Consider the following 26151-nt stretch of genomic DNA (forward strand, 5'->3'; position numbering starts at 1 on the left):
AGCGAACCACGAGTCCGCAAACGTCGCCCAAAAATTTACCCCTTGATGACTAAAACCCGGCATGAGTTACGCAAACAATTGCAAACTGCTTAAACTGCAAGGGTTCCGGCTTTTCTTAGTGCCATTCATACTTGACCCAAATCGTTTACGGGAATTAGTCAACGATCCTCTATTGAGTTCATCTCGTGTTCTGGATGGACTCTTTTACTCCGGCGTAGTTGTGGTAGAAGCAGATAGTGATGGACGGTTTTACCAAACCACCTCTAACAAGCGGAAAAATAATATTGATTTATATTTCGTTAATGCAGATAACAAGCAAACTGTTCCACGGATTACCACACTGTATCGAGATATGGGAGTGCGCTGCGTAGGAATTGTTGATTTTGATGTGTTGAATGACTCGGCAGAATTTAAAAAGCAGCTAGAGGCTTTAAAATTCACTGAAGAAAGCATCATTCCAATGCTGACTATTCGTGAAGAGATTGCAAAAGCAGCTAAAGAACTCCCTTGTAATGAGAGGTTAGAGAAGGTCAAAGAGCAAATGACAAAACTATTAGCCTCTCTTAATGAGCTACAAGGTAAAGCTTTTGCTTCTGATAGCGAAGCTAAATCTGAAAAAGAAAAATTATTGAGCCAAATTGAACGTCGAGCTAGAGAAATTGCAGCCTCAACCAAGAACTGGAAGGATTTCAAGGAGAAAGGGCGAGTAGCCTTGCCACCAGAATTACAATCTAGCTTTGACGATTTATGGAAAATTTGTTCAGAAAAAGGGCTATTCATCAATCCATGTGGTGAGTTAGAGTCAATGCTCACACATCGAGGTATTCCTTATACAACAGATGATAAACGGGGATGGATTACAAAAGCCTTGTTAATGCTTCCTGGACTCGAAGTTAATGACAATGAATATCCCTGGAAATTTATCAAGGAGATTCAGGAGTATCTTATAGGTTTGGAAGATCAATAGTGCGATCGCATCCCTCCCGTAGGGTGCTTTGTCGCAAAAAGCAAAGCTTATTTACTCAAAAACAACGCCGCGATAAATTTCTGCCATCGATAATGCGATCGCAACTGAATCTAAAGAAATAGATACCTCTAAGCTGCTAAAATCACTGATCAACCAACCTTCAGCTTGTTTACTGTAGCGTTCCACAAAAGGTTCATCTTGCTCGACTAATAAATATTCGCTAAAACTCGGAATTGATCGGTACATCCGAAATTTACTTTGGCGATCGTAATCTGCGGTGGAAGGAAATAGGACTTCAACAATCAAAATGGGATTCAAGACTTCATCTAAGCGATCGCCATTTAGTTGCAGTTCGCCGTCAAAAATCATCACGTCTGGGTATACTCCGCGTCGATGTTCGGGAATCCACAGCCGTAAATCGCTGTTAATTGCCTCGAATTGAGTATCGCGGAACACAGAGGTAAAATAGGTCAAAATGTTCCGACCGATGCGGCTGTGTTTGAGCGTTCCTCCGGACATAGGTACAATTTCTCCATCTCGATATTCGCTGCGTCCTTCGGCTTTTTCTTGGATCGCACGATATTCATCCAAGCTGTAGCGGCGCGAGATGTTAGAAATCATAGGTCGTAAGCGATCGCTAATGGTTGGGAATTAATAAATATATTAGGGATTTCCAAGTAAAAAAATATTCCGTCGCAGAGGGACAAGGGGGACAAGGAAGACAAGGGAGACAAGGAAGAAAGAAGTCTAGTTGAGTAGACAAATTGAATAATTTATTTTTTGGAGTTCCCTTATATGGAGAAAGATATAAAAAGCCTGTTTGTGATGATTACTCACAAACAGGCTTGACTTTTTCTATACTTCTAATTAAGCTTGCTCCCAAAGCTCACGGACATAATCAGGTAGCCAGCTAGCAATTTCCTGAATCCGCTCTTCGGAAAGTTCGTCTTTGGTGGCAGAAAACACTGCTTTAACCGCTTGCTCTCGCTCAACCGATCGCGGCATTCCACTTTCATTAGCAACTCGGAATAGGAAGCGATCGGAATCGATATTAAAGATACCTGGGCCTTTCCAGGGTGGACGAACCCGGCTCAAAAATCCCACAATTGGATTGGTGTCTTTCCACAAATCAGATACTTCAAACTGGAGTGCTTTCTCATCTGTAGGTATAGCTTCTGTATGCAGTTCTGCCTCGACGCGATCGCTAGCTTCTGTGGTCATTAAGTCGCGCATGACGCGAAAAACAACTTCAGTAAAGTCTCTGGCATCATAGGGATCTGCAAATCCGGCTTTAACCTGGACTTTTTCTAGAAATGAGCGATGTTCGTCGGCGATCGCAGTTCGACTATCTTCAATCTCCGTTGGGTCAACTTCTGGAATGTTTGTTCTAAAACTTTGATCGGGCATTGTTTTTTCTTGTGGTTATTATTTTTGAGTCTTTATGCTTGCTCTATGTAAGGTCGCACAAATCAAAAACCCTTAGTATCATCCATAAGTTTGAGATGCCATTTATTCAAAAGTTAGAAATTCATCTGATTTGCATGGAGATTGGTAACAGAACTATCCCTCTACAAAGGTTCTGGCTAACACATATTTAATTTCTGTAAATCTCATATTTATTGAGTACAGCAATACTGCTGGTGTTTTTGCTCGTTGTAGACATCGCCCATTGGTATCAAAAAACAGTCAAAATAGATGAGTTGGTATAAAAGCAACCGAAACAAAGATGGTAGAAACAACAAACATCGAAATTCAGACTTCCTATGTCAAAGTTCCTAACAATGGCTTAGAAATCGATGCTTACTTAGCTCAACCAGCACAAAATGGAACCTTTGGTGCAGTTCTAGTTTTTCCAGAAATTTTTGGAATCAACAGTAATATTCGAGATATCACCGAATTAATCGCTAAACAAGGATATGTAGCGATCGCTCCGGCGATGTATCAACGTATTGCTCCCGGTTTTGAGGCTGACTTTAGCGCAGAAGATGCTGGCTATAGTCCAGAATCTTATCAACTTGGGTTGCAATACTATCAACAAGTAAAGTATCAAGAGATTTTCAGCGATATTCAAGCTGCGATCGCTTATCTAAAAACTTTACCCAATGTTAAAGATAATGCAATCGGGGTCATTGGTTTCTGTTTCGGCGGTCATGTTGCTTACATGGCTGCAACATTACCCGATATCAAAGCAACTGCTTCGTTTTACGGTGGTGGGATTACCACTTCTAGTTATGGGGAAGAAACTCCAACAATTAATCGCACCCCGGAAATTAAAGGTACTATTTATGCGTTTTTTGGTACAAGAGATGCATTGATTTCGCAAAAAGAAAATGAGCAAATTGAGGCAGAATTAAAGAAACAAAACATAAACCATCGTGTATTCCGATACAATGCTGGACATGGATTCTTTGCCGGATTTTTCAAAGACCAATATCCATTCATCACCCAGAACCCAATTTATAATCCCGAAGCTGCTCCTGATGCTTGGCAACATGTTCTCGAACTCTTTCAAAATAACTTGTGAAATGTAATAATTCAGAATTTAAAAGTCAGAATGATTATCCAATCAAGGCTGCTATAGCTTCTTAATTATTCAGCTTTGGTCTCCAAATCTTCTTAATTTTGATTTCTATATTCTGAATTATTACTGTCAACCTAAATTATGTAGATTGTGGTGTTTTGTTGCTAAGTGTAGCGCACCTTACTATACTTATTTTTATTGCATTGTTGACAGTTGATCAAATAAATATTAAGTAAGATGCGCTATGGCTATACAAAAATTTGAGATTTTGAGAAAGTTAGGATTAGCCATAACGCACCAGAGACTATATTATTGCCTTTAAATTTTTGAATTTTTCAGCAGTAATTGACAACCACACAAAAACGGGTTTGGATTTTCTATCCGATTGTCCGCAAGCACTTCAATGGGAAGCTTGCTGTTGTAAATCAATTCGTCATAATCCATCAATGCATCCCACTTGATTTTGCCAGTGGGGAAGCCTAGCTGTGAAGCTGCATCAGCTATTAACTCTTGCCATTTCTGAATCTCTGGATCTTGGGATTTGCAGTAATCGAGAATGGCAATAAATGCACCAGGTTTGGTAACTCGGAGGATTTCTTTAAGAGCAAGAACTGGATCTTTAACGACACAGAAGGTAAATCCTGACGCTGCTGCATCAAAGCTATTATCAGGAAAATCTAGATTGCACATATCCGATACCTTAAAGGTGATGTCTGCGGATACGTCCTTTTGACGTGCTTCATGCATCATTTTATGAGAAAGATCGACACCAACGACATGCACACCTTGAGGATAGGCTGGAAGATTAAGACCTGTTCCTACCGCAGCATCTAGCGCGGTTTGTCCTGGCTGAAGCTGCAAAGAAGCAATTAACGGTTCGCGCTCAATGTGCCAATAACGCTTCATAATTGCATCATAATCTACCGCCCCGCGATCGTAGGTTTCTATCAACCGATCAATCTTCATAGGTTTTTTAACAAATAGGACTACTGATTTAAGTATCTGTTCAACTGTATAATATGTTGATGCCCAAACCTTGTAGATTATACTACTACTTAGATAACTTGACAATTCCAAATCAGTATCAAGTTAAACCACTCCATGAACCTTTAGCTGGAGAGGAATCTGAATGATAAACTCGGTTCCTTTTCCAGGAGTTGAGAAGCACTCCAGTTTGCCGCCATGTTTTTCTGTGACAATTTGGTAGCTGATGGACATACCCATTCCGGTTCCTTTGCCAACGGGTTTGGTAGTGAAAAATGGATCGAATATTCGTTGCTGCAATTCTGGGGAAATACCAACTCCGTTATCAGCGATCGCAATTTCTAACCATTTTGAATCAACTACAGATGTGCGAATCTTAATTTGACTGGGATTTTCCTCGATCTCCTTATAGGTACGCTTGGCATTATTTTCTTCTAGCGCATCAATTGCATTTACTAAGATATTCATAAATACCTGGTTGAGTTGTCCGGCATAGCATTCTACTAGGGGTACATTGCCGTAGTCTTTAATTACCTCAATTTCAGGTTGTTCTGGTTTAGCTTTGAGGCGGTGCTGCAAAATCATCAAAGTACTGTCGATGCCCTCATGAATATCGACGCGTTTAAATTCCGCTTCATCGATGCGGGAGAAGTTTCGCAGCGACAGGACAATTTGGCGAATGCGATCGGTTCCTACTTTCATGGAAGATAACATTTTTAGTAAGTCTTCCTGCAAAAACTCTAGATCGATGTCTTCAGCAAGAGTTTGAATTTCAGCCGCAGGGTTGGGATTATACTGCTGATACAACTGCACAAATGCTAATAAATCCTGGGTATATTCCTGCACATGAACGAGGTTGCCATGAATAAAGTTGACTGGATTATTAATTTCGTGTGCGACTCCAGCAACTAGTTGTCCTAGACTAGACATTTTTTCACTTTGAATCACTTGAGATTGAGTGCGCTGCAATTCCCCTAATGCATTTTTGAGTTCAGTGGTGCGTTCTTCTACCCGATCTTCTAGTTCTTCCTTGTTTTTCTCTAAGGCAGTAAACGATTCGTGCAATTGCCCTGCCATCTGGTTGAAGGAGTTGGACAGGGTATTAAGTTCTTGAATAATGCTAGTTTCTACTTGCTGATCTAAATTGCCAGATGCCATTGCCTTACTTGCCCAATTTAGCCGCAGAATCGGGCGTACAATCCAATGAGAGGTAAACACGCCCATCACTGAGGCAATGACTAATGCACCAAAACAAAGTGCGATCGTGGTGCGCGTGTTAGCGTTAATTTGCGCCATAAATGTGTCTTCGGGCACACTCACTACCACCAGCCAATCCAAACCATATTTGTCACGCCAAGGTAAAACATCGACAAAATGCCGTTTTCCTTGCACCTCAAGCTTAATATCTGTATCTTGAGTGATGGACTTAAACCCGTTGAAGGTTTGGAGGTGTCTGGCAATGTTTTGTATCATTGGGTCAGAACTGTCGATCGCTTTCAATCGCCGGATCTGCTGATTGACAAGAACAAAAGGCTTCTCTGTAACGGAACTAGCGATTAATGTGCCATCTCGTTCGAGAAGAAATACCTCCCCAGACTGACTAATATTCAAACTGCGTAAAAAATCTCTGAGTTTCAACAGGTGAATATCCGTTGCAATCATTCCTAGCAAGCGATTTTGCGAATCATAGATAGGACGACTAGCAGAAGCGCTGATGTAGGGGCCCGTTGGAAGATTTGCAGTTACAATCTTTCCCCAAATAGGTTTACCAGCAGCGATGGGTTGGGTATACCAAGATTCACTGAAATTGTTCCAAGTCCATCGAGCATTAACCTGAGTTCGATTACCTTGATTATCTGTGGCATAAGTGAAAGTATTATTGGGAAGCTTGGCAGTCCAATCATCAATGGCGATCGTTTTGCCATCATAACGAGCGGCTCCCAGCCCTTCACCCGTTGTTAGTCCTATACCAATATAAGTCAGGTCATACGCCTGCATCTGATCCCAGAAATACTTGCCAAGGGTTTGGCGATCGCGCACATCTAATATTCCGCTGTGGATGGCATCTGCGTTAATCTGATTAAGGCTTTGCGGAATGGAAAGATAAGACTTTAAGTGTTCATCCACTACCTCAGTGGTGCGATCTATAAACTTTTCTGCTAGGTCGTTAACTGCTCTTTCTCCGTTTTTAAAGGACAAATAACCCACTAAACTGACCGCTGCAAAAATTTGGATAAGGAAGGGAACAACAAGGACAATCTGTAAAGGAAACGCTTTACCTTTGCTGGGGTAGTGAGTCTTCATAGCTGGAAGCTGGAAGTTGATGCTAATTTGATTTACTTCTATAGTTCCCAAGATGTCCAGAGACTCATCCTTGTTTAAATTTTTTTGTCCAAGTCTAGGGTGCATTGTCGCAAAGTGCAATGCACTATCAATCAAATATCCCAAATATCCAAGAAAAGCTGAATTTCACCACTGCTAGGTAGTTGGACAAAATATTTACAGTCATTGCGTTCGCCCTTGGCGTTCCCGTTCGCGTAGCGTCTCCGAAGGAGAAGGGTACGAAGTGAAGCAATCCCAAAAGCCTTGCGATTGCTTCCTTCCAATTCATTGCACTCGCAATGACATATCACAAGTAATTTGCCGGACATGATATTACCCAATCTTACGGGTAAATATTTTGCTGGATAAGGTCAAATTTAATTAGCGATCGCACTTGCTTAAAAAGTTCCACAAACCCGGTTTCTTCCCTGCAAAGCGCAATGCACCATAATATCATTTTGCATCTATGCAATTATTTGGTCTTGACAAAATTTAGTGCGATCGCACACATCCTAAGTTGTCGCTGCTGGTTTTTTTCCATTCTTGCTCTCCACAGTAGCAACAAATGACGATTGCTCATCAGTGGGAGTTGGCGACTCGCCTCGTAATCCCTTACGACGCTGGTTTTTAGGAACTCCTCCCGCCATACCGTACTCTACACTGCTTTTGCCATATCGAGTTGCAACTGCCATGAGCATGTGTTCTGTCATATCTGCCAGTTTGTCTTCTGTTTCCAGCATTTCTCGGTACAATTTATCCAAGGTGGAAAGGGCAGTGTTATAGGCATTTTCTCTACTTCGCATTGTTTCGATTAGGGTTGAGAAGGCAGGTAAGCTTAGTCCATTGTCTAAATCTAAATTCGGATCGATAGAGTTTATGCTAGCCGCACGACGCACTGCTCTTTCTAATATTAGAGAGGTTCTTTTTCTCCGAGCCATAAGCTACACCTTGTAATATAGTACGGTTAATATTCTTTACCTTAAATAATTTCCGTATGAATTAGCCTGAGAGAATTCCGGCAAATCTGCAATGGTTTTTGCTACAAATGCGATCGCTGTCATAAATGCGCGAAATACTGAAATGAGAAAGTCAAAGCTGCTTTTGAGTAAGTCAAAGCTGCTTTTACTTGCGGAAAACACCAAAATGAATAAGTCAAAGCTTGTTTTACTTGCGGAAAACACCAAAATGAGAAAGTCAAAGCTGCTTTTGAGTAAGTCAAAGCTGCTTTTGCTTGCGGAAAACACCAAAATGAGAAAGTCAAAGCTGCTTTTGCTTTCTCAAAAGCAGCTTTTGCTAACTAAATTCGACTTTATCTATATTTTTGCGCTGTAATGGCTAGTTGCGATTTTATCGTGCCTACTTACTTAAAAGTATGAACGGTTACGTTAGCTGCATCATTAGCTAATAATTTTTAGCCTAAATATTCAGTTAAATGCATCACCTCGGAATACGGTTTGCCTTCTTCAACAAGGCTACAAGTATGAGGAAATTCAAGCAATTTGAGGTTGGCTATGAAGGCGAGAAGTAAAGGGAAAAGCAAAAATGGAGCATTCGTCACCTATTCGGTTACAGCGAACTTTCACACCTGGAGAAGCCTGGGGATTTAGTGTTGTTGGATTTCTCACTTGGCTGACGTTGGCTCCCACAGTGAATGAAGAACTCGGTACAGCAGCAATGTGGGTTTGGATTCCCGGTGTAGTGGTGGGGATGCTATTAAGCCTACAAATGCGTCAACTTGGTAGCAAGTGGCAAAATGTCTCCGGTGGTACTCCAAATTATGTGGCTCGGTTGTTTCCTCGCAATCCATTAGTGGGAAGATATATAGGTTTTGCCTACTATTTGGGTTGGGTATCGTTTCCCCCAATAAATGCGATCGTCCTCACCGATCTGCTGCAACATCATCTCACAACGTTGGGTCTGACTTTGCCAGATAAACCCCTAGAAATTTGCTTCACGCTTGTTGCTTACCTAATAGCATTTAGTGGGTCACGAACGCTAGCAATTTTGCACCTCTTCTTTGTACTACCTTCAATCGGCTTTCTGTTCCTATTCATTGCTCAAGGCTTAGGCTGGTTAGCATTGGCACCGGACAGTCCCGGGTTATTGCCGCCTGGGTTCAGCGGCATTAGTTCTGCCAAGTGGCTGAAGTGGTACTTTTACGCAGCTTATGCTTTTTACTCCTCTGAAACCGCCAGTGCCTTTGTTGCAGATAGTAAAAAACCTGCGGATACACTCAAATTTCTGTCGTGGTTTGCCTGGTTAATGCCCTTTGTTTACATTGGGGGTAGCTGGGTTTTGATGCGACTAGTGAGAGATAGATCGCTCGGTTCCGATCTTTATACCAATTTAGTGGCAGCAGCGACACCGTTTTGGGGATCACAGACCAGTTTTTTTATTACCTTATTGATTACCTCTAGCTGTTTATTGGGAACTGCCACAACAGTATCTAATACACCCCGGATTCTATATCAGGGGGCATTAGATGGAAACATGGCTTCAGTATTTGGGGTGGTATCCCATAGAGGGGCGCTAGAACCTGCCCTAATTTTCACATTACTAAGTAGCTTTCTGTTTTTGGCATGGGGCGATGTTAACCGCATTGTAGTGGTTTCTGGAGTGTGCTGGTTTGTGGCAATTATGCTTGTTCATCTAGCGCTATGGCTGTGCCGCAAAGATCCAGATGTCCGATGGGGAGGCTGGTCACTTGGGATTCTGTTAATAGAATTTATTGCTTTAGTGGTTGGAGGTGTTGCTTGGGGTTGGCAAGATTTCCTGATTGGTCTGATGTTGCCGATGGCTCTAATTGCCCTTGATACGATCGTTCGTCACATTCCCTTCGCGCCATTCCAGCCAGCCTGGTGGGATCGACTGCACACAAAACCCCACAACTTAACCAAAGACCGGGATTTTCTGGTTGTTCAGGTCAGTATTCTCATTTTGATCATCTGCGCGGCATCAACAACTAGCTGGCTCCTCTGTGCCTGGATTCGCCCAGCGAGCAATGCCACCAATTCCGAAATTCTGATTATTGTATTAATGACGCTGGCATTTGTGGGAGTGGCGATCGCTTGCTGGACTTCACTACCTCAAGTTATTGCCATTGACGAATTAGCATCTCTTGCAAGTATACAAGCAACACAGCTCAACCAAACCCTAAGCGAACTGAAAAATGCTCAGGTGCAAATGGTGCAAAACGAAAAAATGTCTAGTCTGGGTCAACTGGTGGCAGGTATTGCCCATGAGATCAACAATCCAGTGAACTTTATCCACGGCAATATTAACCACCTGAACGAATACACTCAAGATTTGCTACGGATGCTCCACTTCTATGAACAGCACCATCCCAGCGATGACCCACAAGCTCGCGTGTTAGCCGAGGAAATCGAGCTGGAATTTATCGTAGAAGATGTGCAGAAAATGCTGTCTTCAATGAAAATGGGAACCGACCGGATTCGTAACATTGTGCTATCGCTGCGGAACTTTTCGCGGATGGATGAGGCGGAATTTAAGCTAGTTGATATTCATGAAGGTATTGAAAGTACCCTATTGATTCTCCAATATCGTCTCAAAGATAAACCAGAACATCCGGCAATTGCAATGATTCGAGATTATGGCAACTTACCCCAAGTAGAATGCTATCCAGGACAACTCAATCAAGTCTTGATGAATATTCTAGTCAATGCGATCGATGCGATCGATGAAGTAAATGCTTTGCGTACCTATGAAGAGATTAACAAAAATCCCAGTCAAATCACCATCCGTACCTCAGTCAGGAATTTGCAATGGGTAGAAATTGCGATCGCTGATAACGCATTAGGAATGCCAGAACATGTTAAAAACCGCATCTTCGATCCCTTCTTCACTACTAAACCTGTGGGCAAAGGAACAGGCATGGGCATGGCGATCAGTTATCAAATCATTACCGAAAAACATCGTGGCAAATTAGAGTGTTTCTCCACCCTTGGCGAAGGAACCGAGTTTATAATTCAAGTGCCTATCCGACAACAAGGTAACTCTTTACAGTCGCCTCATTAAATAATTCGTAATGACGTATTTAGGGGTGCAACACCGAATAAGCCCAACCACAGAATTCAATTCTGTTAGCGAATAGCTAAGGTTTAGCCCATTCTGGCTCCTGACTCCTGAATTCTGTTTGATAATACTTATTCAAAACCCTCGCAATTTGATAACATTAACAAAAAGGGCAATGTCTAAATGATGGGCTGATTCCACATCACCCTCTTCAGCAGAGAAAGCAAAAACACTATGGCAAAGCGTAAGAAAAGCAATCTCCAGTGGATCAAAGAAACGCTTGAATTAAAACCTGACCATCGTTGGGAATCTCCATCAGGCTACAAAATATTTGTAGCAGATCGAGGCGCTGTTCGTTTCAATGTTCCCCAGGATTGGGTTCTTGAGCCACAAGAAAAATCTTTCAAGTTCCTCGATAAAAAACCGCCCAACGATGATTGCTGCCTAGAAGTATCTTTTAATCGCCTGCCACCCAACGACTGGAGCCAGTTTCCGCTAAAATCTACTTTGAAGAAAATACTGGAAGACGATAGTCGCAACGTCATTGCTAGGGGAGAAATTATTACCATAAAACGCCAAACCGCCAGAATTGTCTGGACAGAGATGAAGTTCATTGATGTTCAAGAAGAACCACGGGAAGCATTTTCACGAACTTGCATTGGTTTGGGGTCAAATGTTCAGTGCTTGATTACATTCGATTATTGGGTAGATCAAGCAGAACAATTAATACCCGTTTGGGATGAAGCGATGCGTAGTCTCACATTAGGATTATATATCCGCGACCCTATGACTGGTCTAGCTTTCCCAGACTAAACCACAAGGTAGCGGGGATAATTGATGTAGGCAATAACAGGTGTAGGCGTACCCCATTGCAGACATTGTATTTGAGGTAATTATTTTTTGCGGAGTTGGAGCAAATTGATAATACTCCTACTTTCAATATAAAGAATGAGTCTAGATCCACTAACACAGCTAATTTCAGAACGAGGTTTTGACCGATTTCAATCAGGATTAAGATCGCGTTTTGCTGCTTATCGGCTGGAATATACACTGACTTATTGTGAACTTAGTGATAATTCAGCTATAAGACTCCTATTTGATTATTGAAATACACGTAGGGTGTGAAAGCGTTGCGTAACGCACCTTCCCCGAAGCTTTTGGTGCGTTACGGCTTACGCCTAACACACCCTACATATATTTAGATTTTTTCAGGAATCAAATCGGATTCCTATATGCGTCTTGACTTTGAGAGTTCATTACATCTCGGTAGAGTGACGGTTTGGGAGTCAGGAGCTTGTGAGATGGATATTCTTGAAATATCAACTGGGAACAATGTCTTTTATGAAAGTCACTAGTTCAACTTCCCTTCAGCAGTACATGGCATTGACAGAATAAGGTTCATTCATGATTCAAACCTGAGAATCCTGACATCAGAGATTACTTAAGTCATAATCCAATTAGTTACTTTTATCACTAGTTCATAGCTGTTTTAACTCATATCCTTATAAACATGAGACATAAATCAGATTAAAGTTTATTGAACTTTAATCATGCAGTTTACCAAAGGAGACTTAGTGATGAATATCAAACAAATTCTTGCTGGTGTAGCACTTCTTGTACCATTTGCTGTTACTTCTATTCCTTCACAAGCATCAGCATTACAAGTTATTGTGAAGCCCCACGCTATTAATAGACCCGCTCAAATAATAGCAAATAAACCACCGCAAATTAAGCGTTATACACCACCAGTCAAAAAGAAAGTGTTGGTTCCTGCACATTGGGAAAAAACAAATCATGGTCGCAAGTGGGTTGCGGCTCATTATATATACAAGTAAAAACGTCTAATATCATGTCCGGCAAATTACTTGTGATATGTCATTGCGAGTGCAACGAAGTGGAAGGAAGCAATCGCAAGGCTTTTGGGATTGCTTCCTTCCACTTCATACCCTTACCCTTCTCCTTCGGAGACGCTACGCGAACGGGAACGCCAAGGGCGAACGCAATGACAATTGTTTAACCGGACATGTTATAAAATCCCAAGCAATTGGGATATAAGAAGTTAAATCTTCTGATCATCTCCCTACTAAATGAAGTAGGAAGAGTTCCAAATACAAGGCAAATAAAAACTTTTTACTCAACATTTGAGAGATACTTATGAAATTGGCATCATTGACAAATGTTTTGGTTGCAGGTGGAATTGCCCTCAGCGCGACTGCAACTATCAATCAGCCAAGTCAAGCTGAAAGTAGGCGAGGATTTTATTGTGACACTTCAGGAAACAAACCCGTGACGGTGTACACAAATCCTAGAGGTGTTAGTGAACCTTGGATTCGCTGGACTTCCAATTACTTCAAAGACGCTGGCTACAATAAACTAACGCGCTGTCAAGACGTAAGCCAACGTTTGGAAAATTACCGCCGCAACAGAGATTTGAGGTTTATTACTGTCGGTAAAATGAACGGACAAAATGTGATTTGCACCGCCAATCAAGTCAATGGACGCTGTGAAAAGTTGATATTGACTCTCAAACCCAATGAAGATGGGGTGCAGGCGCTAAATAATCTCTTGGCTTGGCACCAACCCCTGAGTAAAAGCAATAGAACACCTTACGTTGATTTGAGAGAACATCTAGGGATTCCCAAAGAATAGATTACAGCGTTTTTACTGTGCTAAATTTAAACTGGGATAGTCAAAAAGTTACAAAGCTATAGTTTAGGTTCCATAAGCCTAACTGGTGCGCCAAACTTTTGTATAAGCGTATACCGCCGAGTACTTTAAACTATATCGTTTGATTAGCTCAGTTGGTTTAGAGCGATCGACTCTTAATCGATGCGTCACAGGTTCGACTCCTGTATCAAACCCCAGGAAGTTAGCTCAATTGGTTAGAGCAATCGACTCATAATCGATGTGTCGTAGGTTCGATTCCTGCACTTTCACCCAACCCTGTCCGGGTCAAAAGACACTACCCTGTCACGGTAGCCAATATGGTACGGATCTTAACAGATTCGAGACCCCTCCTTTTCTCAACTCTGCGGTGCAAGTGTTCTGCTGTCGGTCATCACTCGTGATGTTCGGTAGCCACAGTCAAGGAGCAAGCGCAACTGCATTTCTCCCTAACTTGAGTATGTCCCTTCGTTTCCTACATCTAGTTTTCCTTCGGGGATTCTGGATTGGCTATCGAACGGCATATTTGAGGGCGGTTCTCTTTTTCTAGATTGCCATTGAGCAGTTTGGGAAAAGGAATAGCAATCTTAATCCAGTTTTGGAGAAGCTTTTGCCCACACCTAAACTGTAAACACTTGCACTGGCAGAGTCAAAAAATATTTTGTAGTATGTACAGCAAAAATCTAACCACTACCCCATTAGCGGCTGCAAGTAATCTGGAAAGGTTGCGAACTGATAATTTAGCACTTTTGCGATCGCATGGCTTAACTGAATATAATACTGCCGAAGAAATAGCATTTGCAATGGGAATAAGTCTAGAGAAACTGTGCTTTTTAACAACTAGTACATCCATAACTAGACATTACCTCCCTTTCAAAATCTCAAAAAAGAGAGGTGGAGAAAGAATTATTTCTGCACCAAAGCCCGATCTTAAAACTGCTCAAAGGTGGATTCTAGAGAATATTTTAGAGAACATAGAAGTTCACAATGCAGCACATGGGTTTTGTAAAAATCGTTCGATAGTCACCAATGCTAAACCCCATGTTGGTGCAAATGTAATAATTAATCTTGATTTACAGGATTTTTTTCGGTCAATTTCTTACAAACGCGTTAAAGAATTATTTTGCGGGTTTGGTTATTTAGAACCTACGGCGACAATTTTCGGGTTGATTTGTACAACTGCTGAAATAGCAATAGATGGACAAATTAACTATATAGCTTCAGAAAACCGCCACTTACCACAAGGTTCGCCAGCAAGTCCTGCTATTTCTAATCTAATTTGTCGTCATCTCGATACTTGTCTCGCTACAATCTCTGAAAATCTTGGGTTTTGCTATACACGGTATGCTGACGATTTAACATTTTCTGCCTCTGGGGACGCATCGCACCAAATATCTAATTTGATTAAAAACGCTAAAATTATTATTACTAATGAAGGTTTTACTGTTAATGATAATAAAACTAAGATTTCCAGTAAATCAGTGCAGCAAGAAGTAACAGGCGTTATTGTAAATACACAATTAAATATATCTAAAAAGACATTAAAAGCCTTTCGTGCCACTCTATATCAAATTGAACAAGAAGGTTTATCAGGAAAAACTTGGGGAAATTCAACTAATTTAATTGCCGCAATTACCGGGTTTGCAAATTATGTAGCAATGATTAACCCGAAGAAAGGTGCAGAATTCAAATCAAGCGTGGAACGCATCAAGCAGAAATATGGCGACTCCCAACCTGATGAAGTACGTTTTTAAAGCTGCTTATTTTCTTGTGCTAGATTTGAACCGGGATAGTAACAAAGTCACAAAGCTGTAGTTTGGGTTCCGTATACCCGACTGGTACGCCAACCTCTGGTAATAGCGTATACCGCCCAGTACTTTCAACTATTTCACCATGAAAGTTAGCTCATTTGGTAGAGCGGTCGGTGTATCGCCGATTGGTTATAGGTTCGATTCCTATACTTTCCACCAAAAACCCTCGCCCTGGGTACGGGCACCTTGTTAGGGACAAGGCCGCAGAATTATTGGGTATTGAAAAAGACCCAATCAAAAAAACTTTTCGTTTTTCTACTCTGTCATGCAGGTATTTATAACAGTAAAGGAGCTAGCGCAACTGTATCTCTCCCTAACTTGAGTATGTTCCTTCCTTTTCCTACATCTGGTTTTCCTTTAGGGATTCTGGATTGGCAAAGCGAACGGCATATTTGAGCGCGGTTCTATTTTTTTAGATTGCCATTGAGCAGTTTGAGAAAAGTAACAGCAATCTTAATCCAGCTTTGGAGAAGCTTTTGCCCGCACCGAAACTGTAAAAACCTGCACTGGCAGAGTAAATAAATCTTTTGTAGTATATAGTAGTACAAAGAGATGAAACCAATCCTTTAGCCTTTGTCTACAGGGTTCTAAAGCCTAAGAGCCTCTAAATGAATTCTGTGTACTCCAGTACTTAAGCTGTGAGACACAGGTGCTATTTGAGTTCAAGTAAGGTTATAAATGTGTTGATCGAATCTTCTTAGCTAGCTTACTTAAGCGATCGCGCAAATTATTTATGCAAATTACTATGTGGCAAACATTTTATATCAAACCTAACGAAATTGGTATCTTATATCACCGCAGTGATTTTAAAAAAATTTTGCAACCCGGCACACATACATATTTTGGTCGGCATTGGCAAGTAAAAATTTGTGACCTCAATCAGCCACTAGCTCAGATTGAAAACCTAGAACTGTTGTTGCGAAATCACGAAGCCGAACTACAAGAACATTTATTGATTATCAGAACCGCATTCAATCAAGTTGCGTTAGTCCGCTACGGTCAGAATTGGGTAAGCGTTGCACCAAATAAATTGATTGCTTTCTGGCGTGGTTTTATTGAGGTAGAGTCTCATATATTCAACTTGGAAGAAAGCTGGGAATTGCCTAGTTCCTTTGTGCAGCAATTGCGCTCAGTTACGTTGAATGGATTGAAGAAGTTCCAAATATCGGAGTCTGAAATTGGTTTACTATATCTGCAAAACAATTTTGTGCGACCTCTAGAAGCAGGAGAGTATGCTTTTTGGTCGGTAGATAGAGATGTAACAGTCCGAATTCTCAGCCGAATTATCCCTAATCCAGATTTTCCCCTCGAAGATGTACTCATTGAAAAACATCCCGACTTTATTGCTGCTTATTGTGAGCCAGTGCAATTACAGACTTCGCAAGTTGCAATTGTGCGATATCGAGGGAAAGTAATTTCTATTTTGCCACCCACCAGCCGCAAACTGTTTTGGCAGGGTGTTGTAGTGGAGATTATCGATATTAGCGCTGATGCTCAGTTACAGCCTAGCTTAGTGGCTGAGTTAGTTGAGGGTTCAGCAGAAGTTAAATTGCTCAGTCGTAACTGTTTGCATATTTGCCAAGTTCCCGCCCAGCACGTTGGATTAGTATATATTAATCAAGAGTTTCAAGGACAGCGATCGCCAGGAGTACATGCTTGGTGGTTATTTGGCCGCTCTTTTCAAACCGAAACCATTGACCTGCGACTACAAAATATGGAAGTATCCGGTCAAGATATCCTATCTAAAGATAAAGTACCTCTGCGGTTAAATTTAACGGCTGGCTTCCGCATACTCGATCCATTGAGGGCAAAAAACGGGTTATCAGATATTTCTGGTTATTTGTACAAAGAATTACAGTTTGCTTTGCGTGGTGCAGTTGGCGAACGCAACTTAGATGCTTTGTTAGAAGATAAAGGTGCAATTGATAGAAGTATATCTGAATACATTCGCCAGAAAGCCGCAGACTATGGAATTGAAGTAGATTCTGTAGGTGTCAAAGATATTATTTTACCTGGTGAGATTAAGACTATCTTGAGCAAAGTAGTCGAAGCAGAAAAAGCCGCTCAAGCCAACGTAGTCAGACGTAGAGAAGAAACTGCTGCTACTCGCAGTATGCTAAACACTGCCAAAGTGATGGAGGATAACCCCGTTGCATTGCGTTTGAAGGAACTGGAAGTATTAGAGCGAATTGCAGAGAAGATCGATCGGATTCAAGTTAACGGTAGCTTGGATAGTATCTTAACAGACTTGATTCGGATGAATCCGTAGCGATGACATCAATTATGTTATGTAGTGACTGTCTTAAAAGTCAAGCGATCGCACCATATACTACTTAGACATCTATTGAGATTAGAGGATTTATTTCAATGAATAAAGTTAAACAGCAGCACTTTGTACCTCAATGCTATTTAAAAAATTTTGCTACTAATGAAAACAGATTATTTGTGTTAGATAAGACAAAAAAATCTATCTATCCATCTCATGTAAAAAACGTTGCCCAGCAGAGATATTTTAATGATTTTCCTGATTCATTTTTACCTGATGAATTTAGGAATAAAACAAAATCTCAATTCATTGAACATGATCTCGCTAAAGTGGAATCAAGACTTATAGAAGTTCTAAAAATAATTATAGATTGTCTTGAAGAAATAGAAAGTAATAACTTATTTTCTTATTTTGTAGTTATGGAGGAAGAGGCAAAGAAAAAATTTTCTGCCTTTTTAGCACTTCAGGTTGTCAGGACAACTATGCTTAGAGGGCAAATTAAAGAAATGTTTCAATCTTTAGATGATCTTAAGAAAAGAATGGATCAGGCACTATTCAATAATAAGATAGATATTCAAAAAGTTAGCTTTCCTTGTCGAAAACCTTCAAGTAATTCAATTGCTTTTCATGATTTATTAAAGGTAGGTATCGAAGAAGACTCAATAGCACAGCATTTATTTTATATCTCTAATATTCTCGATCAAGGTTCTGATTCAGAGATATCAAAAATATTATCAAGTCATATCTGGTTATTTGGTGTAAATTCAACTTCCATTCCACTATGGACTTCAGATAATCCAATAGCAATCAAACCACATGAGGATTTTGGAACTGGTCTGGCTTCACATGGTGTCCAAGTAGTTTATCCAATTAGTTCTAAACATCTTCTAATTATGTTTGAATCAAACTTTTGGAATAAGCTAAAGAATTATGACGGAATGAGCATTCCCCTGTCAGAAAACGATGTAAAATTGTATAATAAGCTACAAGCTAATCAATGTTATAGACAAACTTACTCCAGCGAGAAAAATTTTGAGCTTTTGCTAACCTGAATTCTAGCGATCGCTCCATAATCTCAAATATCTCAAAATTTTAGGTATTTATCAACCATTTTGAAGCATCCAAACTAAAAATCCCAAAATTTGTTCCACAGGTGGAAGGGGATAATCCATCAAATCAATAGTGACAGTATTATCTTCCAGTTTCAGGAATCGCCATTGCGTACCACTGCTAATCGAACCATATATTACCGGAACTAGACGATTTTTTGCGGCGTTGAATCTTTGTGCTGCAACCATTTCGGCAATACATTGTCCAAACCCAGTTCTTAAATCAGCTTTTTTTGCTTCCACAATCACAATGCATGGCGCTTCAATTTCTAGCACTTCCGGCGATCGACTCAAAAGGAAATCACACATTCCATTAAGTCCAACTGCCTCATCAACTGTAAAATCTTCCCCAGAGAAGAAGCTAATTTGCCGATTTAATATCCGTCTAACTTCCAATAATACTGGGTAAATAATTCCTTCTGAACGTGCTTTTTCACTTGCTGAAGAAACAAGTGGTAGACTTTCTTCAAGATATGCCGTCAGTGTGGCAGATGCTTCGATGGGTTCGGTGACAGGAAGAAATCGTCCACCCTCCTGTGTTTTTAACCCGAAAGCTTCTTTAACTTTACTGATATTTGTAAACTGACTATAAGGCATAATTTCTAATTACTTTACAAGTTCATATTCAGTCTAGCGATTAAGGCGATGTCTATGACTGCTTCTTATATATCGCTACAATCATCCTCCCAGAGCATCTGTGTATATTTACACTTAGTTCGCATTAAAATATATACTTGATAGATAAACTCTAATGTATGCCGATTCAATGGCATGGGGTAACAGCGATGTCAATTGATGAAGTTGAAAACCACCAAAATAACGATCTAGTTCAAACCGCTACAGACTTAGTAGAAAAACTAGTAAAGGCAAAAGACAAGAAAAAATCTAAAAAATCCAAACGAATTTTTGATGGTAGCACAGAAGTTTTTGCCAAGAAAATTCCCAAAAAGACTTTTGAAACTGAACTAGAGCAACTCCAGATTGAGCTAGTCAAAATGCAATACTGGATTAAGCACGTTGGCTATCGGGTTGTCGTCATATTTGAAGGGCGTGATGCTGCCGGCAAAGGAGGAGTAATTAAGCGCATTGCCGATCCACTCAATCCTCGTGGCTGTCGTGTAGTGGCTCTGGGAACCCCCTCCGATCGCGAGAAAACTCAGTGGTATTTTCAGCGTTACGTGCAACATCTGCCGACAGCAGGCGAAATTGTCCTCTTCGATCGCAGTTGGTACAACCGAGCCGGAGTTGAACGGGTGATGGGCTTTTGTACTGAAACAGAATATCAAGAATTCATGCAATCTTGCCCGGAATTTGAACGAATGCTGGTGCGATCGGGCATTGTTTTAATCAAGTACTGGTTCTCCGTCAGCGATGATGAACAAGAGGAACGCTTTCTCTCTCGCAGTCACGATCCAGCAAGGCGCTGGAAACTCAGCCCAATGGATTTGGAATCACGCGATCGCTGGGTAGAATATTCCAAAGCAAAAGATACCATGTTTGCTTACACAAATATTCCCGAAGCCCCTTGGTTTACCATTGAAGCAGATGATAAAAAACGGGCGCGGCTCAACTGCATTCATCATTTATTGAGCAAAGTTCCTTACGAAGATATGACACCTCCTCCCTTAGAGCTTCCGTCTAGACCCGTGGCTGAGGATTATGTTCGCGCTCCCCGCAATGAGCAATTTTTTGTGCCTCAAGTGTATTGATGCAACATTCATGAGTCGAAACTATGGAGTACAGCGACTTTACTCTAGAGAAAGTTTCGGCTATTTTGGGAATCACTACCCAAGAAGCCGATCTATTTCCCAAGCTTGTACCTCTTTCTATTCCTTCGTGGTTAGATGAAACTTTAGGAAAGCGAACCCAATTAGCTCTGATTAGTGAAAAAGCTCGGAGCGAATTTATTATTGTACAAATTTTACTAGCCTGCCGCGATCTCAGCCAAGATAGCTTGGCTATTTTCTCTGGACAAAGACTTGACGTTGATCCTGCACAGGGCTTGATTGGGGAATGTGATTTTATTTTAGCAATCGCTCCACCTTTACCACCGTTGCGTAGCCCAATTATCACTGTTGTGGAAGCGAAGAAAAATGATGTTGAAGCTGGGTTAGGACAGTGCATCGCCCAAATGGTGGCGGCGGATTTATTCAATCGTTCATCTGGACAAGCAGAAATACCTGTGTATGGATGCGTGACAACAGGAGAAGTTTGGCAGTTTCTTCAACTTTCGCAAAAAGTGGCTTTGCTTGATAAGCAAAGATATTACTTGGATAATGTCGGAGCTATTTTGGCAATTGTGCAGACAATTGTTCAGAAATTCAGTAGTTAATTTGTGTAATACTTTGTTCTCGCAAGTGGATGAATCTACTTTGGAGTTGGGGCGTTGGCGTAGCCTGCCATAGGCGATCGCACTATCTCGTAAATTAGTTTTATTAACACGCAATCATCGGGATTTGGGCAAAGTACCCGGATTCTTAATTGAGGATTGGACGGTTTAATGCGACACCGAACAGCCCGTCGTAGACATCGCCTAGTTTATTGTCGAGTAAGGGCGATCGCACTATCTCGTAAATTAGTTTTATTAACACGCAATCATCGGGATTTGGGCAAAGTACCCGGATTCTTAATTGAGGATTGCATGGTTTAATGCGACACCGAACAGCCCGTCGTAGACATCGCCTAGTTTATTGTCGAGTAAGGGCGATCGCAACAACAGTCTACTTCTTTTACTGCGATGTCTAAGATGAGCTATTCAGCATCGCACTTTCTCGTAAATTAGTTTTATTAACACGCAATCATCGGGATTTGGGCAAATTACCGGATTGTTAATTGAGGATTGGACGGTTTAATGCGACACCGAACAGCCCGTCGTAGACATCGCCTAGTTTATTGTCGAGTGAGGGTGTAGGCGTAGCCCGTCGCAAACAAGTATCAGCTTTGATACTAAAAAATTACAGTTTCTTTCAGTGATTTATCGGACATTATACTAGATCACAATCTGCTAAGGCAAGTTTAAAAAACAAGTAAGTTTTTTTACTAACAAATTGGCTTCAACAAATTACAGATCCCTTCAGTAATTTAGCGGTCATGATATTAGATCACAATCTGTTAAGGTAATACTGTATGTAAGCAGATATGTAGAGTTTTATCAGGATTTATTTAGTGATGGAACTGAAAGAAAGTAAAGCAATTCAAATTCTTAATACTTACCTAAAGTTCTGTGAAGCATTTCAGAGGGAAGGAAAGATAACAGATAATAATTTTAATCGTATTAGGTTCATCAATAGTTGTATTCATGGGAAAGAAGATGAGATTAGGGAAGTTTGGGGTGATCTTTTTGATGAAATTTACTGCTTATTGCAGAAGCCTGAAATAAAATCAAGGCTTTTAAACTTAAAATCAGAAAATAGTTTACGAAAGAGTAAATGTAGTAACAACCTTACTGCTTCTTCAAAAAAGATTAAGGCGAGTACAAAAAATAGAGTACAACCAGGTTCTGAAAGTAACAAAACCAGAAAGCTAAAAAAGCAAAAACAAGCAAATAAATTACAATCGAAAATAAAAAATAGAGAATACATACCTCATGAAAAAAGCATAAACCAAATACGAGATATTTTTTGGAAAAGTGTTGAGCGGGCAAAACAAGAAGAAGAAGCTAGAAAAAAATTAAGGATAAAAAAAGTTCAGCCCATTCGTGAGGTTCCTCCAGGGTACACATTTGATGAATCTTCAACTTTTGAAGATGTCATGGATGAACGAAGAGCAGAGGGTAAAGGTTATGGTGGTTCAAAATAGTCAAACTTATTATCTCTAGCGTTATAGTACTTCGTTACAGTGAACAACTAGTTCAGATTATCTGCTGCCACCAATTTTAGTCAGTCTGAATAAGTTTAGGTTTGACATATAGCAGGTAGATTAATTTTGTTTTTGCCGATCGCATCCCCGATCAGATCGTCTACCTTGATTCTTGATTAAAAGCGATCGCACCATTTAATCTAAAAAATCGTCATTTAAAATAGTCTTTCATTTTACAGTTTTTCTTTGAGCAAAATGCCAGCAAATCCTAAAAACCAGACTCTATAAGAGTTATACTATCTAAAGCATCAAAACAGATTCTTCTTAGATAACGCTGCAACTGGAATTTAGGCTAGGAATAGGCTCTTTTTTCTACCGCCGCTAAAAAACCTTGTATTATATGATGTTGAGGAGCGATCGCTAGGTTCGGAGTAATCCCAAGAGTGCATTTGACGGAAAGGTAGACCCATCTTTTGGAAGACGTACTTCTCTTTCACACCAGAAGCTACTAGGTCAGGCTTCAGCGCTTTGATAAATTCCTCGAATTCGTAAGCGGTAACGTCGTCATAAACGATGGTGCCGTTTTCGATGTAGCCAGCAGTACGTTTGTAGTCATCGTTATGAGCGAACTCATAACCAGTACCTATCATCTTCATGCCCAAGTCTTGGAAAGCTGGGACAACGTGGCGAGGACGTAGACCACCAACCATGATGGCAACGGTCTTACCATCCAAGCGGGGGCGGTACTTCTCAAGAATCACATCCATTGTGGGCTGATACTTGGCGATGACTTTCTCTGCGTTTGCTTGGATTGTCTCGTCAAACTTAGAAGCAATTTCCCGTAAAGATTCAGCAATCTTGGTGGGGCCGAAGAAATTATATTCAAGCCAGGGTATTCCATAAGCTTCTTCCATGTGACGGCTGATGTAGTTCATCGACCGGTAACAGTGGATGAGGTTCATCTTCACATTGGGGGTCATCAACATTTCGTTGATGGTGCCATCACCTGACCACTGAGCGACTACGCGCAAGCCGAGTTCTTCTAACAGGATGCGGCTAGCCCAAGCATCACCACCGATGTTGTAGTCACCAATAATGGCTACATCATAAGGAGTACCTTCAAACTGAAGTGTACCGTCTTTCTTAGCTTGGTCGGATCTGGTGAACACCCAGTCACGAACCATGTCGTTAGCAATGTGGTGTCCCAAAGATTGGGAAACACCCCGGAAGCCTTCGCAACGCACAGGTACAACTGGCTTGCCAATTTCTTTGGATGTTTTCCGAGCAACTGCTTCGATGTCATCCCCAATTAGACCGATGGGGCATTCAGATTGAATGGAAACACCACGATTGAGGGGGAAAAGTACATCAAGTTCTTGGATTAACTTGGTAAGTTTCTTGTCACCACCGAAAACGATATCTCTTTCTTGGAAGTCGGAGGTGAAGTGCATGGTACCAAAGGTATCAATACCTGTTGTACCGATGTAGTAGTTACGACGACCAGACCAAGACCAGTAACCGCAACCTACAGGCCCGTGGCTGATGTGGATCATGTCCTTAATAGGGCCCCAAACCACACCTTTAGAACCGGCGTAAGCACAACCACGAGCGGTCATTACCCCAGGCAGGGATTTGATGTTAGACTTAACGCCGCAATCGGACTTACCTTCTTCGTATACGTTTAAGTGCTTTTCCCGCTTTTTAGCAGCTTTTTCAGGATAAGCACTGAGAACTTCTTTAATTAGCTCTTTTCTTTCTTCGATGATGTTTTTGTTTTCTGGAGGAGTCATACTTAGCCTCTGTGACTTGTAAGGATCGGGGCATAGGGGGACTAGGAGTCCCCTCTAAGGTTAGGGGGGAGATGCAAGGGAGAGGGTAAAAGGGAAGATATGAAACTCTTCCTCTTTCTTTGTGCTAAAGCGTTATTTATTAGCAGCGAATTATACTACGGGAGCTTCAGCAGCACTCTTACCAACCAGCATTGCAGTATTTTCGTCGCTTTCGAGAATACCGAATTCAATCAACAATTCTTCTAGTTCTTCCATTTCGATGGGTGTAGGAATATCTAGCTTCTTGTTGTTAATGATCTTTGTAGCCAATGTGCGGTATTCGTTAGCTTGGTTGCTTTCTGGTGCGTACTCGTTAACAGTCATCCGGCGCAATTCTGCGTGTTGAACGATGTTGTCACGGGGTACGAAGTGAATCATTTGGGTGTTCAACCGTTTTGCCAAGGTTTCGATTAGTTCGATTTCCCGGTCAGTGTTACGGCTGTTACAAATCAAACCACCCAAACGCACACCGCCAGTGTGAGCATACTTAAGAACACCACGAGCGATGTTGTTAGCAGCGTACATCGCCATCATTTCACCTGATGTTACGATGTAGATTTCTTGTGCCTTGCCTTCACGGATAGGCATTGCGAAACCACCGCACACAACGTCACCTAATACGTCGTAAGATACGAAGTCTAGGTTTTGGTAAGCGCCATTTTCTTCTAAGAAGTTGATGGCGGTGATGATACCACGACCGGCGCAACCTACACCGGGTTCTGGCCCACCAGATTCTACGCAACGAACGTCACGGAAACCGGTTAACATTACTTCTTCGAGTTCGATATCTTCTACTGCACCACGTTCTGCGGCGAGGTGAAGAACGGTTGTTTGAGCTTTGCTGTGCAGCATCAAACGGGTGGAGTCAGCTTTAGGGTCGCAACCGACGATGAGGATGCGTTGACCCATTTCTGCCATAGCTGCTAAGGTGTTTTGGGAAGTGGTAGATTTACCGATACCGCCCTTACCGTAGAAAGCTATCTGTCTAATCTTTTCTTCAGTCATGATTCGTGTTTCCCTGCAATTGGTTGGTTGGTGGGTCTGTGCGTTTGTCAGTTGCGTTCACGCCAGTTGAGCGACAGTAGTGAGCGCGTGTAGAGCATCGTTGGTACAGTTGGCATAAATGCCTGCTGGGGGCGATCGCTCCACAGCCAAAATTATTGACAGTAACTTCATCGATCTTCCTCGTTAAAATTTTTTTCTTTTGATTTTTTGTCCTTTGTCCTTTGTCATTTGTTCTGACAAAGAACAAAGAAAATTACGCGATTTACAAATACGTCATAATGTGTTTCAGCTTGCAAGATTCAATAGGACTTGATGTTGTTATTTGTCAACAATCAATACATAAGTCCTATTACTTGTTCAAAATAGCGCCCTTCATATTTGTGACGCGATCTAGTGCAGCTTTGGTGTCTTCTGCTGACACGCCACGCACAGCCATTGCTTCACCGAGATGCTTGGCGATCGCATCGAAGTGTGGTTGCTGTAGATTCATTCCAGCGTGGGTTTTGTCCATTGGACGACCGCCGTATTGCTTTGGCCCTTCAAATATTTGAGATAAGAAAGCAACTAGATGATTACGTTGCTTTGCCATGTCTGTACCAGCAAAAATGGGATTGAGGAGGCTGTCTGCGGCAATGCGTTTGTGGAGTTCATCTACTACTTGTTCAATAGCTGGTTGTCCACCAATGTTGTCGTACAATGTACTCATATTCTGTTCCTTTGAAGCGAGTTAGATGATGAAATTTGCAAGTAGGCACTTAATCTCTTTGCCTATATGCTGTTAGCCGTAATAGTGATAGGACTGATACCAATTCGTAATTCGTAATTCGTAATTCGTAATTCGTA

General features: G+C 41.2%; 24 protein-coding genes and 2 tRNA genes. 17 read left to right on the forward strand and 9 right to left on the reverse strand.

What is annotated here, in order from left to right:
* Window positions 1-61 precede the first annotated feature (61 nt).
* Complete coding sequence (locus CDG79_RS23575; protein WP_143855563.1) at window positions 62-967, forward strand: TOPRIM nucleotidyl transferase/hydrolase domain-containing protein; 906 nt, start codon at window positions 62-64, stop codon at window positions 965-967.
* A gap of 51 nt (window positions 968-1018) precedes the next feature.
* On the opposite strand, the gene CDG79_RS23580 is transcribed toward CDG79_RS23575, so the two are convergent.
* Both CDG79_RS23580 and CDG79_RS23585 read right to left on the reverse strand, forming a co-directional pair.
* Window positions 1019-1588 (reverse strand): Uma2 family endonuclease, encoded by a 570-nt coding sequence (locus tag CDG79_RS23580; RefSeq protein WP_094344303.1) that lies wholly within the window; start codon window positions 1586-1588, stop codon window positions 1019-1021.
* Between the two features lie 246 nt (window positions 1589-1834).
* Window positions 1835-2374, reverse strand: coding sequence for a DUF2267 domain-containing protein (locus CDG79_RS23585; protein ID WP_094344304.1), 540 nt, complete (start codon window positions 2372-2374; stop codon window positions 1835-1837).
* 319 nt (window positions 2375-2693) lie between these two features.
* On the opposite strand from CDG79_RS23585, the gene CDG79_RS23590 reads away from it, so the two are divergent.
* Complete coding sequence (locus tag CDG79_RS23590) at window positions 2694-3491, forward strand: dienelactone hydrolase family protein (RefSeq protein WP_094344305.1); 798 nt, start codon at window positions 2694-2696, stop codon at window positions 3489-3491.
* A 315-nt stretch (window positions 3492-3806) separates the two neighbouring features.
* Here the strand turns inward: CDG79_RS23590 and CDG79_RS23595 are convergent, their stop codons facing one another.
* The 3 genes from CDG79_RS23595 to CDG79_RS23610 form a co-directional block, all read right to left on the reverse strand.
* A complete protein-coding gene (locus CDG79_RS23595; protein ID WP_094344306.1) occupies window positions 3807-4454 on the reverse strand; it encodes a class I SAM-dependent methyltransferase in 648 nt (215 codons plus the stop codon).
* A 123-nt stretch (window positions 4455-4577) separates the two neighbouring features.
* Window positions 4578-6776 carry a sensor histidine kinase gene (locus CDG79_RS23600; protein ID WP_094344330.1) on the reverse strand — a complete coding sequence of 733 codons (2199 nt, stop codon included), beginning with the start codon at window positions 6774-6776 and terminating at the stop codon, window positions 4578-4580.
* A 530-nt stretch (window positions 6777-7306) separates the two neighbouring features.
* On the reverse strand, window positions 7307-7732 hold the full coding sequence (locus CDG79_RS23610) for a hypothetical protein (protein ID WP_094344308.1): 426 nt from the start codon (window positions 7730-7732) through the stop codon (window positions 7307-7309).
* 91 nt (window positions 7733-7823) lie between these two features.
* Here CDG79_RS23610 and CDG79_RS23615 point away from each other — a divergent pair, with 91 nt between their 5' ends.
* From CDG79_RS23615 to CDG79_RS23665, 11 genes are all read left to right on the forward strand, one after another.
* Window positions 7824-8126: a hypothetical protein gene (locus CDG79_RS23615; protein ID WP_094344309.1), complete on the forward strand. Its 303-nt coding sequence runs from the start codon at window positions 7824-7826 to the stop codon at window positions 8124-8126.
* 210 nt (window positions 8127-8336) lie between these two features.
* Complete coding sequence (locus CDG79_RS23620) at window positions 8337-10829, forward strand: ATP-binding protein (protein ID WP_094344310.1); 2493 nt, start codon at window positions 8337-8339, stop codon at window positions 10827-10829.
* A gap of 231 nt (window positions 10830-11060) precedes the next feature.
* Window positions 11061-11639 (forward strand): hypothetical protein, encoded by a 579-nt coding sequence (locus CDG79_RS23625; RefSeq protein WP_094344311.1) that lies wholly within the window; start codon window positions 11061-11063, stop codon window positions 11637-11639.
* A gap of 419 nt (window positions 11640-12058) precedes the next feature.
* Window positions 12059-12181 (forward strand): immunity protein TriTu family protein, encoded by a 123-nt coding sequence (locus CDG79_RS45555; RefSeq protein ID WP_442937479.1) that lies wholly within the window; start codon window positions 12059-12061, stop codon window positions 12179-12181.
* 222 nt (window positions 12182-12403) lie between these two features.
* The gene (locus CDG79_RS23630; RefSeq protein WP_143855564.1) at window positions 12404-12661 is read left to right on the forward strand and encodes a hypothetical protein; all 258 of its coding nucleotides are present in this window, start codon (window positions 12404-12406) and stop codon (window positions 12659-12661) included.
* 319 nt (window positions 12662-12980) lie between these two features.
* A complete protein-coding gene (locus CDG79_RS23635; RefSeq protein WP_094344313.1) occupies window positions 12981-13475 on the forward strand; it encodes a COP23 domain-containing protein in 495 nt (164 codons plus the stop codon).
* A 137-nt stretch (window positions 13476-13612) separates the two neighbouring features.
* A tRNA-Lys gene (locus CDG79_RS23640) sits at window positions 13613-13690 on the forward strand.
* Window positions 13690-13766, forward strand: a tRNA-Met gene (locus CDG79_RS23645). The genes CDG79_RS23640 and CDG79_RS23645 overlap by 1 nt, the downstream gene beginning before the upstream one ends.
* Window positions 13767-14158: 392 nt before the next feature.
* Entirely contained in the window at window positions 14159-15244 is a 1086-nt protein-coding gene (locus CDG79_RS23650) for a reverse transcriptase family protein (RefSeq protein ID WP_094344314.1), read from the forward strand.
* Window positions 15245-16046: 802 nt separating this feature from the next.
* A complete protein-coding gene (locus tag CDG79_RS23660; protein WP_189525101.1) occupies window positions 16047-17570 on the forward strand; it encodes a slipin family protein in 1524 nt (507 codons plus the stop codon).
* Between the two features lie 98 nt (window positions 17571-17668).
* On the forward strand, window positions 17669-18619 hold the full coding sequence (locus CDG79_RS23665; RefSeq protein ID WP_094344316.1) for a DUF4238 domain-containing protein: 951 nt from the start codon (window positions 17669-17671) through the stop codon (window positions 18617-18619).
* 51 nt (window positions 18620-18670) lie between these two features.
* On the opposite strand, the gene CDG79_RS23670 is transcribed toward CDG79_RS23665, so the two are convergent.
* Complete coding sequence (locus CDG79_RS23670; protein ID WP_094344317.1) at window positions 18671-19273, reverse strand: hypothetical protein; 603 nt, start codon at window positions 19271-19273, stop codon at window positions 18671-18673.
* 158 nt (window positions 19274-19431) lie between these two features.
* On the opposite strand from CDG79_RS23670, the gene ppk2 reads away from it, so the two are divergent.
* From ppk2 to CDG79_RS23685, 4 genes are all read left to right on the forward strand, one after another.
* The gene (gene ppk2, locus CDG79_RS23675) at window positions 19432-20385 is read left to right on the forward strand and encodes a polyphosphate kinase 2 (protein WP_223278280.1); all 954 of its coding nucleotides are present in this window, start codon (window positions 19432-19434) and stop codon (window positions 20383-20385) included.
* 23 nt (window positions 20386-20408) lie between these two features.
* The gene (locus CDG79_RS23680; RefSeq protein ID WP_094344318.1) at window positions 20409-21008 is read left to right on the forward strand and encodes a hypothetical protein; all 600 of its coding nucleotides are present in this window, start codon (window positions 20409-20411) and stop codon (window positions 21006-21008) included.
* Window positions 21009-21176: 168 nt separating this feature from the next.
* On the forward strand, window positions 21177-21326 hold the full coding sequence (locus tag CDG79_RS41285) for a type II toxin-antitoxin system VapC family toxin (protein ID WP_143855565.1): 150 nt from the start codon (window positions 21177-21179) through the stop codon (window positions 21324-21326).
* Between the two features lie 518 nt (window positions 21327-21844).
* Window positions 21845-22474 (forward strand): hypothetical protein, encoded by a 630-nt coding sequence (locus tag CDG79_RS23685; RefSeq protein WP_094344319.1) that lies wholly within the window; start codon window positions 21845-21847, stop codon window positions 22472-22474.
* A gap of 347 nt (window positions 22475-22821) precedes the next feature.
* Here the strand turns inward: CDG79_RS23685 and nifD are convergent, their stop codons facing one another.
* The 3 genes from nifD to CDG79_RS23700 all read right to left on the reverse strand — a co-directional run bounded on the left by nifD (window position 22822) and on the right by CDG79_RS23700 (window position 26014).
* Complete coding sequence (nifD, locus tag CDG79_RS23690; RefSeq protein WP_094344320.1) at window positions 22822-24264, reverse strand: nitrogenase molybdenum-iron protein alpha chain; 1443 nt, start codon at window positions 24262-24264, stop codon at window positions 22822-22824.
* 150 nt (window positions 24265-24414) lie between these two features.
* Complete coding sequence (nifH, locus tag CDG79_RS23695) at window positions 24415-25308, reverse strand: nitrogenase iron protein (RefSeq protein WP_094344321.1); 894 nt, start codon at window positions 25306-25308, stop codon at window positions 24415-24417.
* A 349-nt stretch (window positions 25309-25657) separates the two neighbouring features.
* Window positions 25658-26014: a globin domain-containing protein gene (locus CDG79_RS23700; RefSeq protein ID WP_094344322.1), complete on the reverse strand. Its 357-nt coding sequence runs from the start codon at window positions 26012-26014 to the stop codon at window positions 25658-25660.
* Window positions 26015-26151 lie beyond the last annotated feature (137 nt).

The sequence above is a fragment of the Nostoc sp. 'Peltigera membranacea cyanobiont' 232 genome, assembly GCF_002245985.1.
In the GTDB taxonomy this organism is placed as follows: domain Bacteria; phylum Cyanobacteriota; class Cyanobacteriia; order Cyanobacteriales; family Nostocaceae; genus Nostoc.

Excerpts from the sequence above, each read along its gene's own strand:
- nifH (WP_094344321.1), bottom strand. The coding sequence starts at position 25,308 with ATGACTGAAGAAAAGATTAGACAGATAGCTTTCTACGGTAAGGGCGGT.
- CDG79_RS23630 (WP_143855564.1), top strand. The coding sequence starts at position 12,404 with ATGAATATCAAACAAATTCTTGCTGGTGTAGCACTTCTTGTACCATTT.
- CDG79_RS23670 (WP_094344317.1), bottom strand. The coding sequence starts at position 19,273 with ATGCCTTATAGTCAGTTTACAAATATCAGTAAAGTTAAAGAAGCTTTC.
- nifD (WP_094344320.1), bottom strand. The coding sequence starts at position 24,264 with ATGACTCCTCCAGAAAACAAAAACATCATCGAAGAAAGAAAAGAGCTA.
- CDG79_RS23700 (WP_094344322.1), bottom strand. The coding sequence starts at position 26,014 with ATGAGTACATTGTACGACAACATTGGTGGACAACCAGCTATTGAACAA.
- CDG79_RS23635 (WP_094344313.1), top strand. The coding sequence starts at position 12,981 with ATGAAATTGGCATCATTGACAAATGTTTTGGTTGCAGGTGGAATTGCC.
- CDG79_RS23615 (WP_094344309.1), top strand. The coding sequence starts at position 7,824 with ATGGTTTTTGCTACAAATGCGATCGCTGTCATAAATGCGCGAAATACT.
- CDG79_RS23580 (WP_094344303.1), bottom strand. The coding sequence starts at position 1,588 with ATGATTTCTAACATCTCGCGCCGCTACAGCTTGGATGAATATCGTGCG.
- CDG79_RS23650 (WP_094344314.1), top strand. The coding sequence starts at position 14,159 with ATGTACAGCAAAAATCTAACCACTACCCCATTAGCGGCTGCAAGTAAT.
- CDG79_RS23665 (WP_094344316.1), top strand. The coding sequence starts at position 17,669 with ATGAATAAAGTTAAACAGCAGCACTTTGTACCTCAATGCTATTTAAAA.
- CDG79_RS41285 (WP_143855565.1), top strand. The coding sequence starts at position 21,177 with ATGCGACACCGAACAGCCCGTCGTAGACATCGCCTAGTTTATTGTCGA.
- CDG79_RS23595 (WP_094344306.1), bottom strand. The coding sequence starts at position 4,454 with ATGAAGATTGATCGGTTGATAGAAACCTACGATCGCGGGGCGGTAGAT.
- CDG79_RS23585 (WP_094344304.1), bottom strand. The coding sequence starts at position 2,374 with ATGCCCGATCAAAGTTTTAGAACAAACATTCCAGAAGTTGACCCAACG.
- CDG79_RS23600 (WP_094344330.1), bottom strand. The coding sequence starts at position 6,776 with ATGAAGACTCACTACCCCAGCAAAGGTAAAGCGTTTCCTTTACAGATT.
- CDG79_RS23610 (WP_094344308.1), bottom strand. The coding sequence starts at position 7,732 with ATGGCTCGGAGAAAAAGAACCTCTCTAATATTAGAAAGAGCAGTGCGT.
- CDG79_RS23660 (WP_189525101.1), top strand. The coding sequence starts at position 16,047 with ATGTGGCAAACATTTTATATCAAACCTAACGAAATTGGTATCTTATAT.
- CDG79_RS23590 (WP_094344305.1), top strand. The coding sequence starts at position 2,694 with ATGGTAGAAACAACAAACATCGAAATTCAGACTTCCTATGTCAAAGTT.
- CDG79_RS23620 (WP_094344310.1), top strand. The coding sequence starts at position 8,337 with ATGGAGCATTCGTCACCTATTCGGTTACAGCGAACTTTCACACCTGGA.
- CDG79_RS45555 (WP_442937479.1), top strand. The coding sequence starts at position 12,059 with ATGCGTCTTGACTTTGAGAGTTCATTACATCTCGGTAGAGTGACGGTT.
- CDG79_RS23685 (WP_094344319.1), top strand. The coding sequence starts at position 21,845 with ATGGAACTGAAAGAAAGTAAAGCAATTCAAATTCTTAATACTTACCTA.
- ppk2 (WP_223278280.1), top strand. The coding sequence starts at position 19,432 with ATGCCGATTCAATGGCATGGGGTAACAGCGATGTCAATTGATGAAGTT.
- CDG79_RS23625 (WP_094344311.1), top strand. The coding sequence starts at position 11,061 with ATGGCAAAGCGTAAGAAAAGCAATCTCCAGTGGATCAAAGAAACGCTT.
- CDG79_RS23575 (WP_143855563.1), top strand. The coding sequence starts at position 62 with ATGAGTTACGCAAACAATTGCAAACTGCTTAAACTGCAAGGGTTCCGG.
- CDG79_RS23680 (WP_094344318.1), top strand. The coding sequence starts at position 20,409 with ATGGAGTACAGCGACTTTACTCTAGAGAAAGTTTCGGCTATTTTGGGA.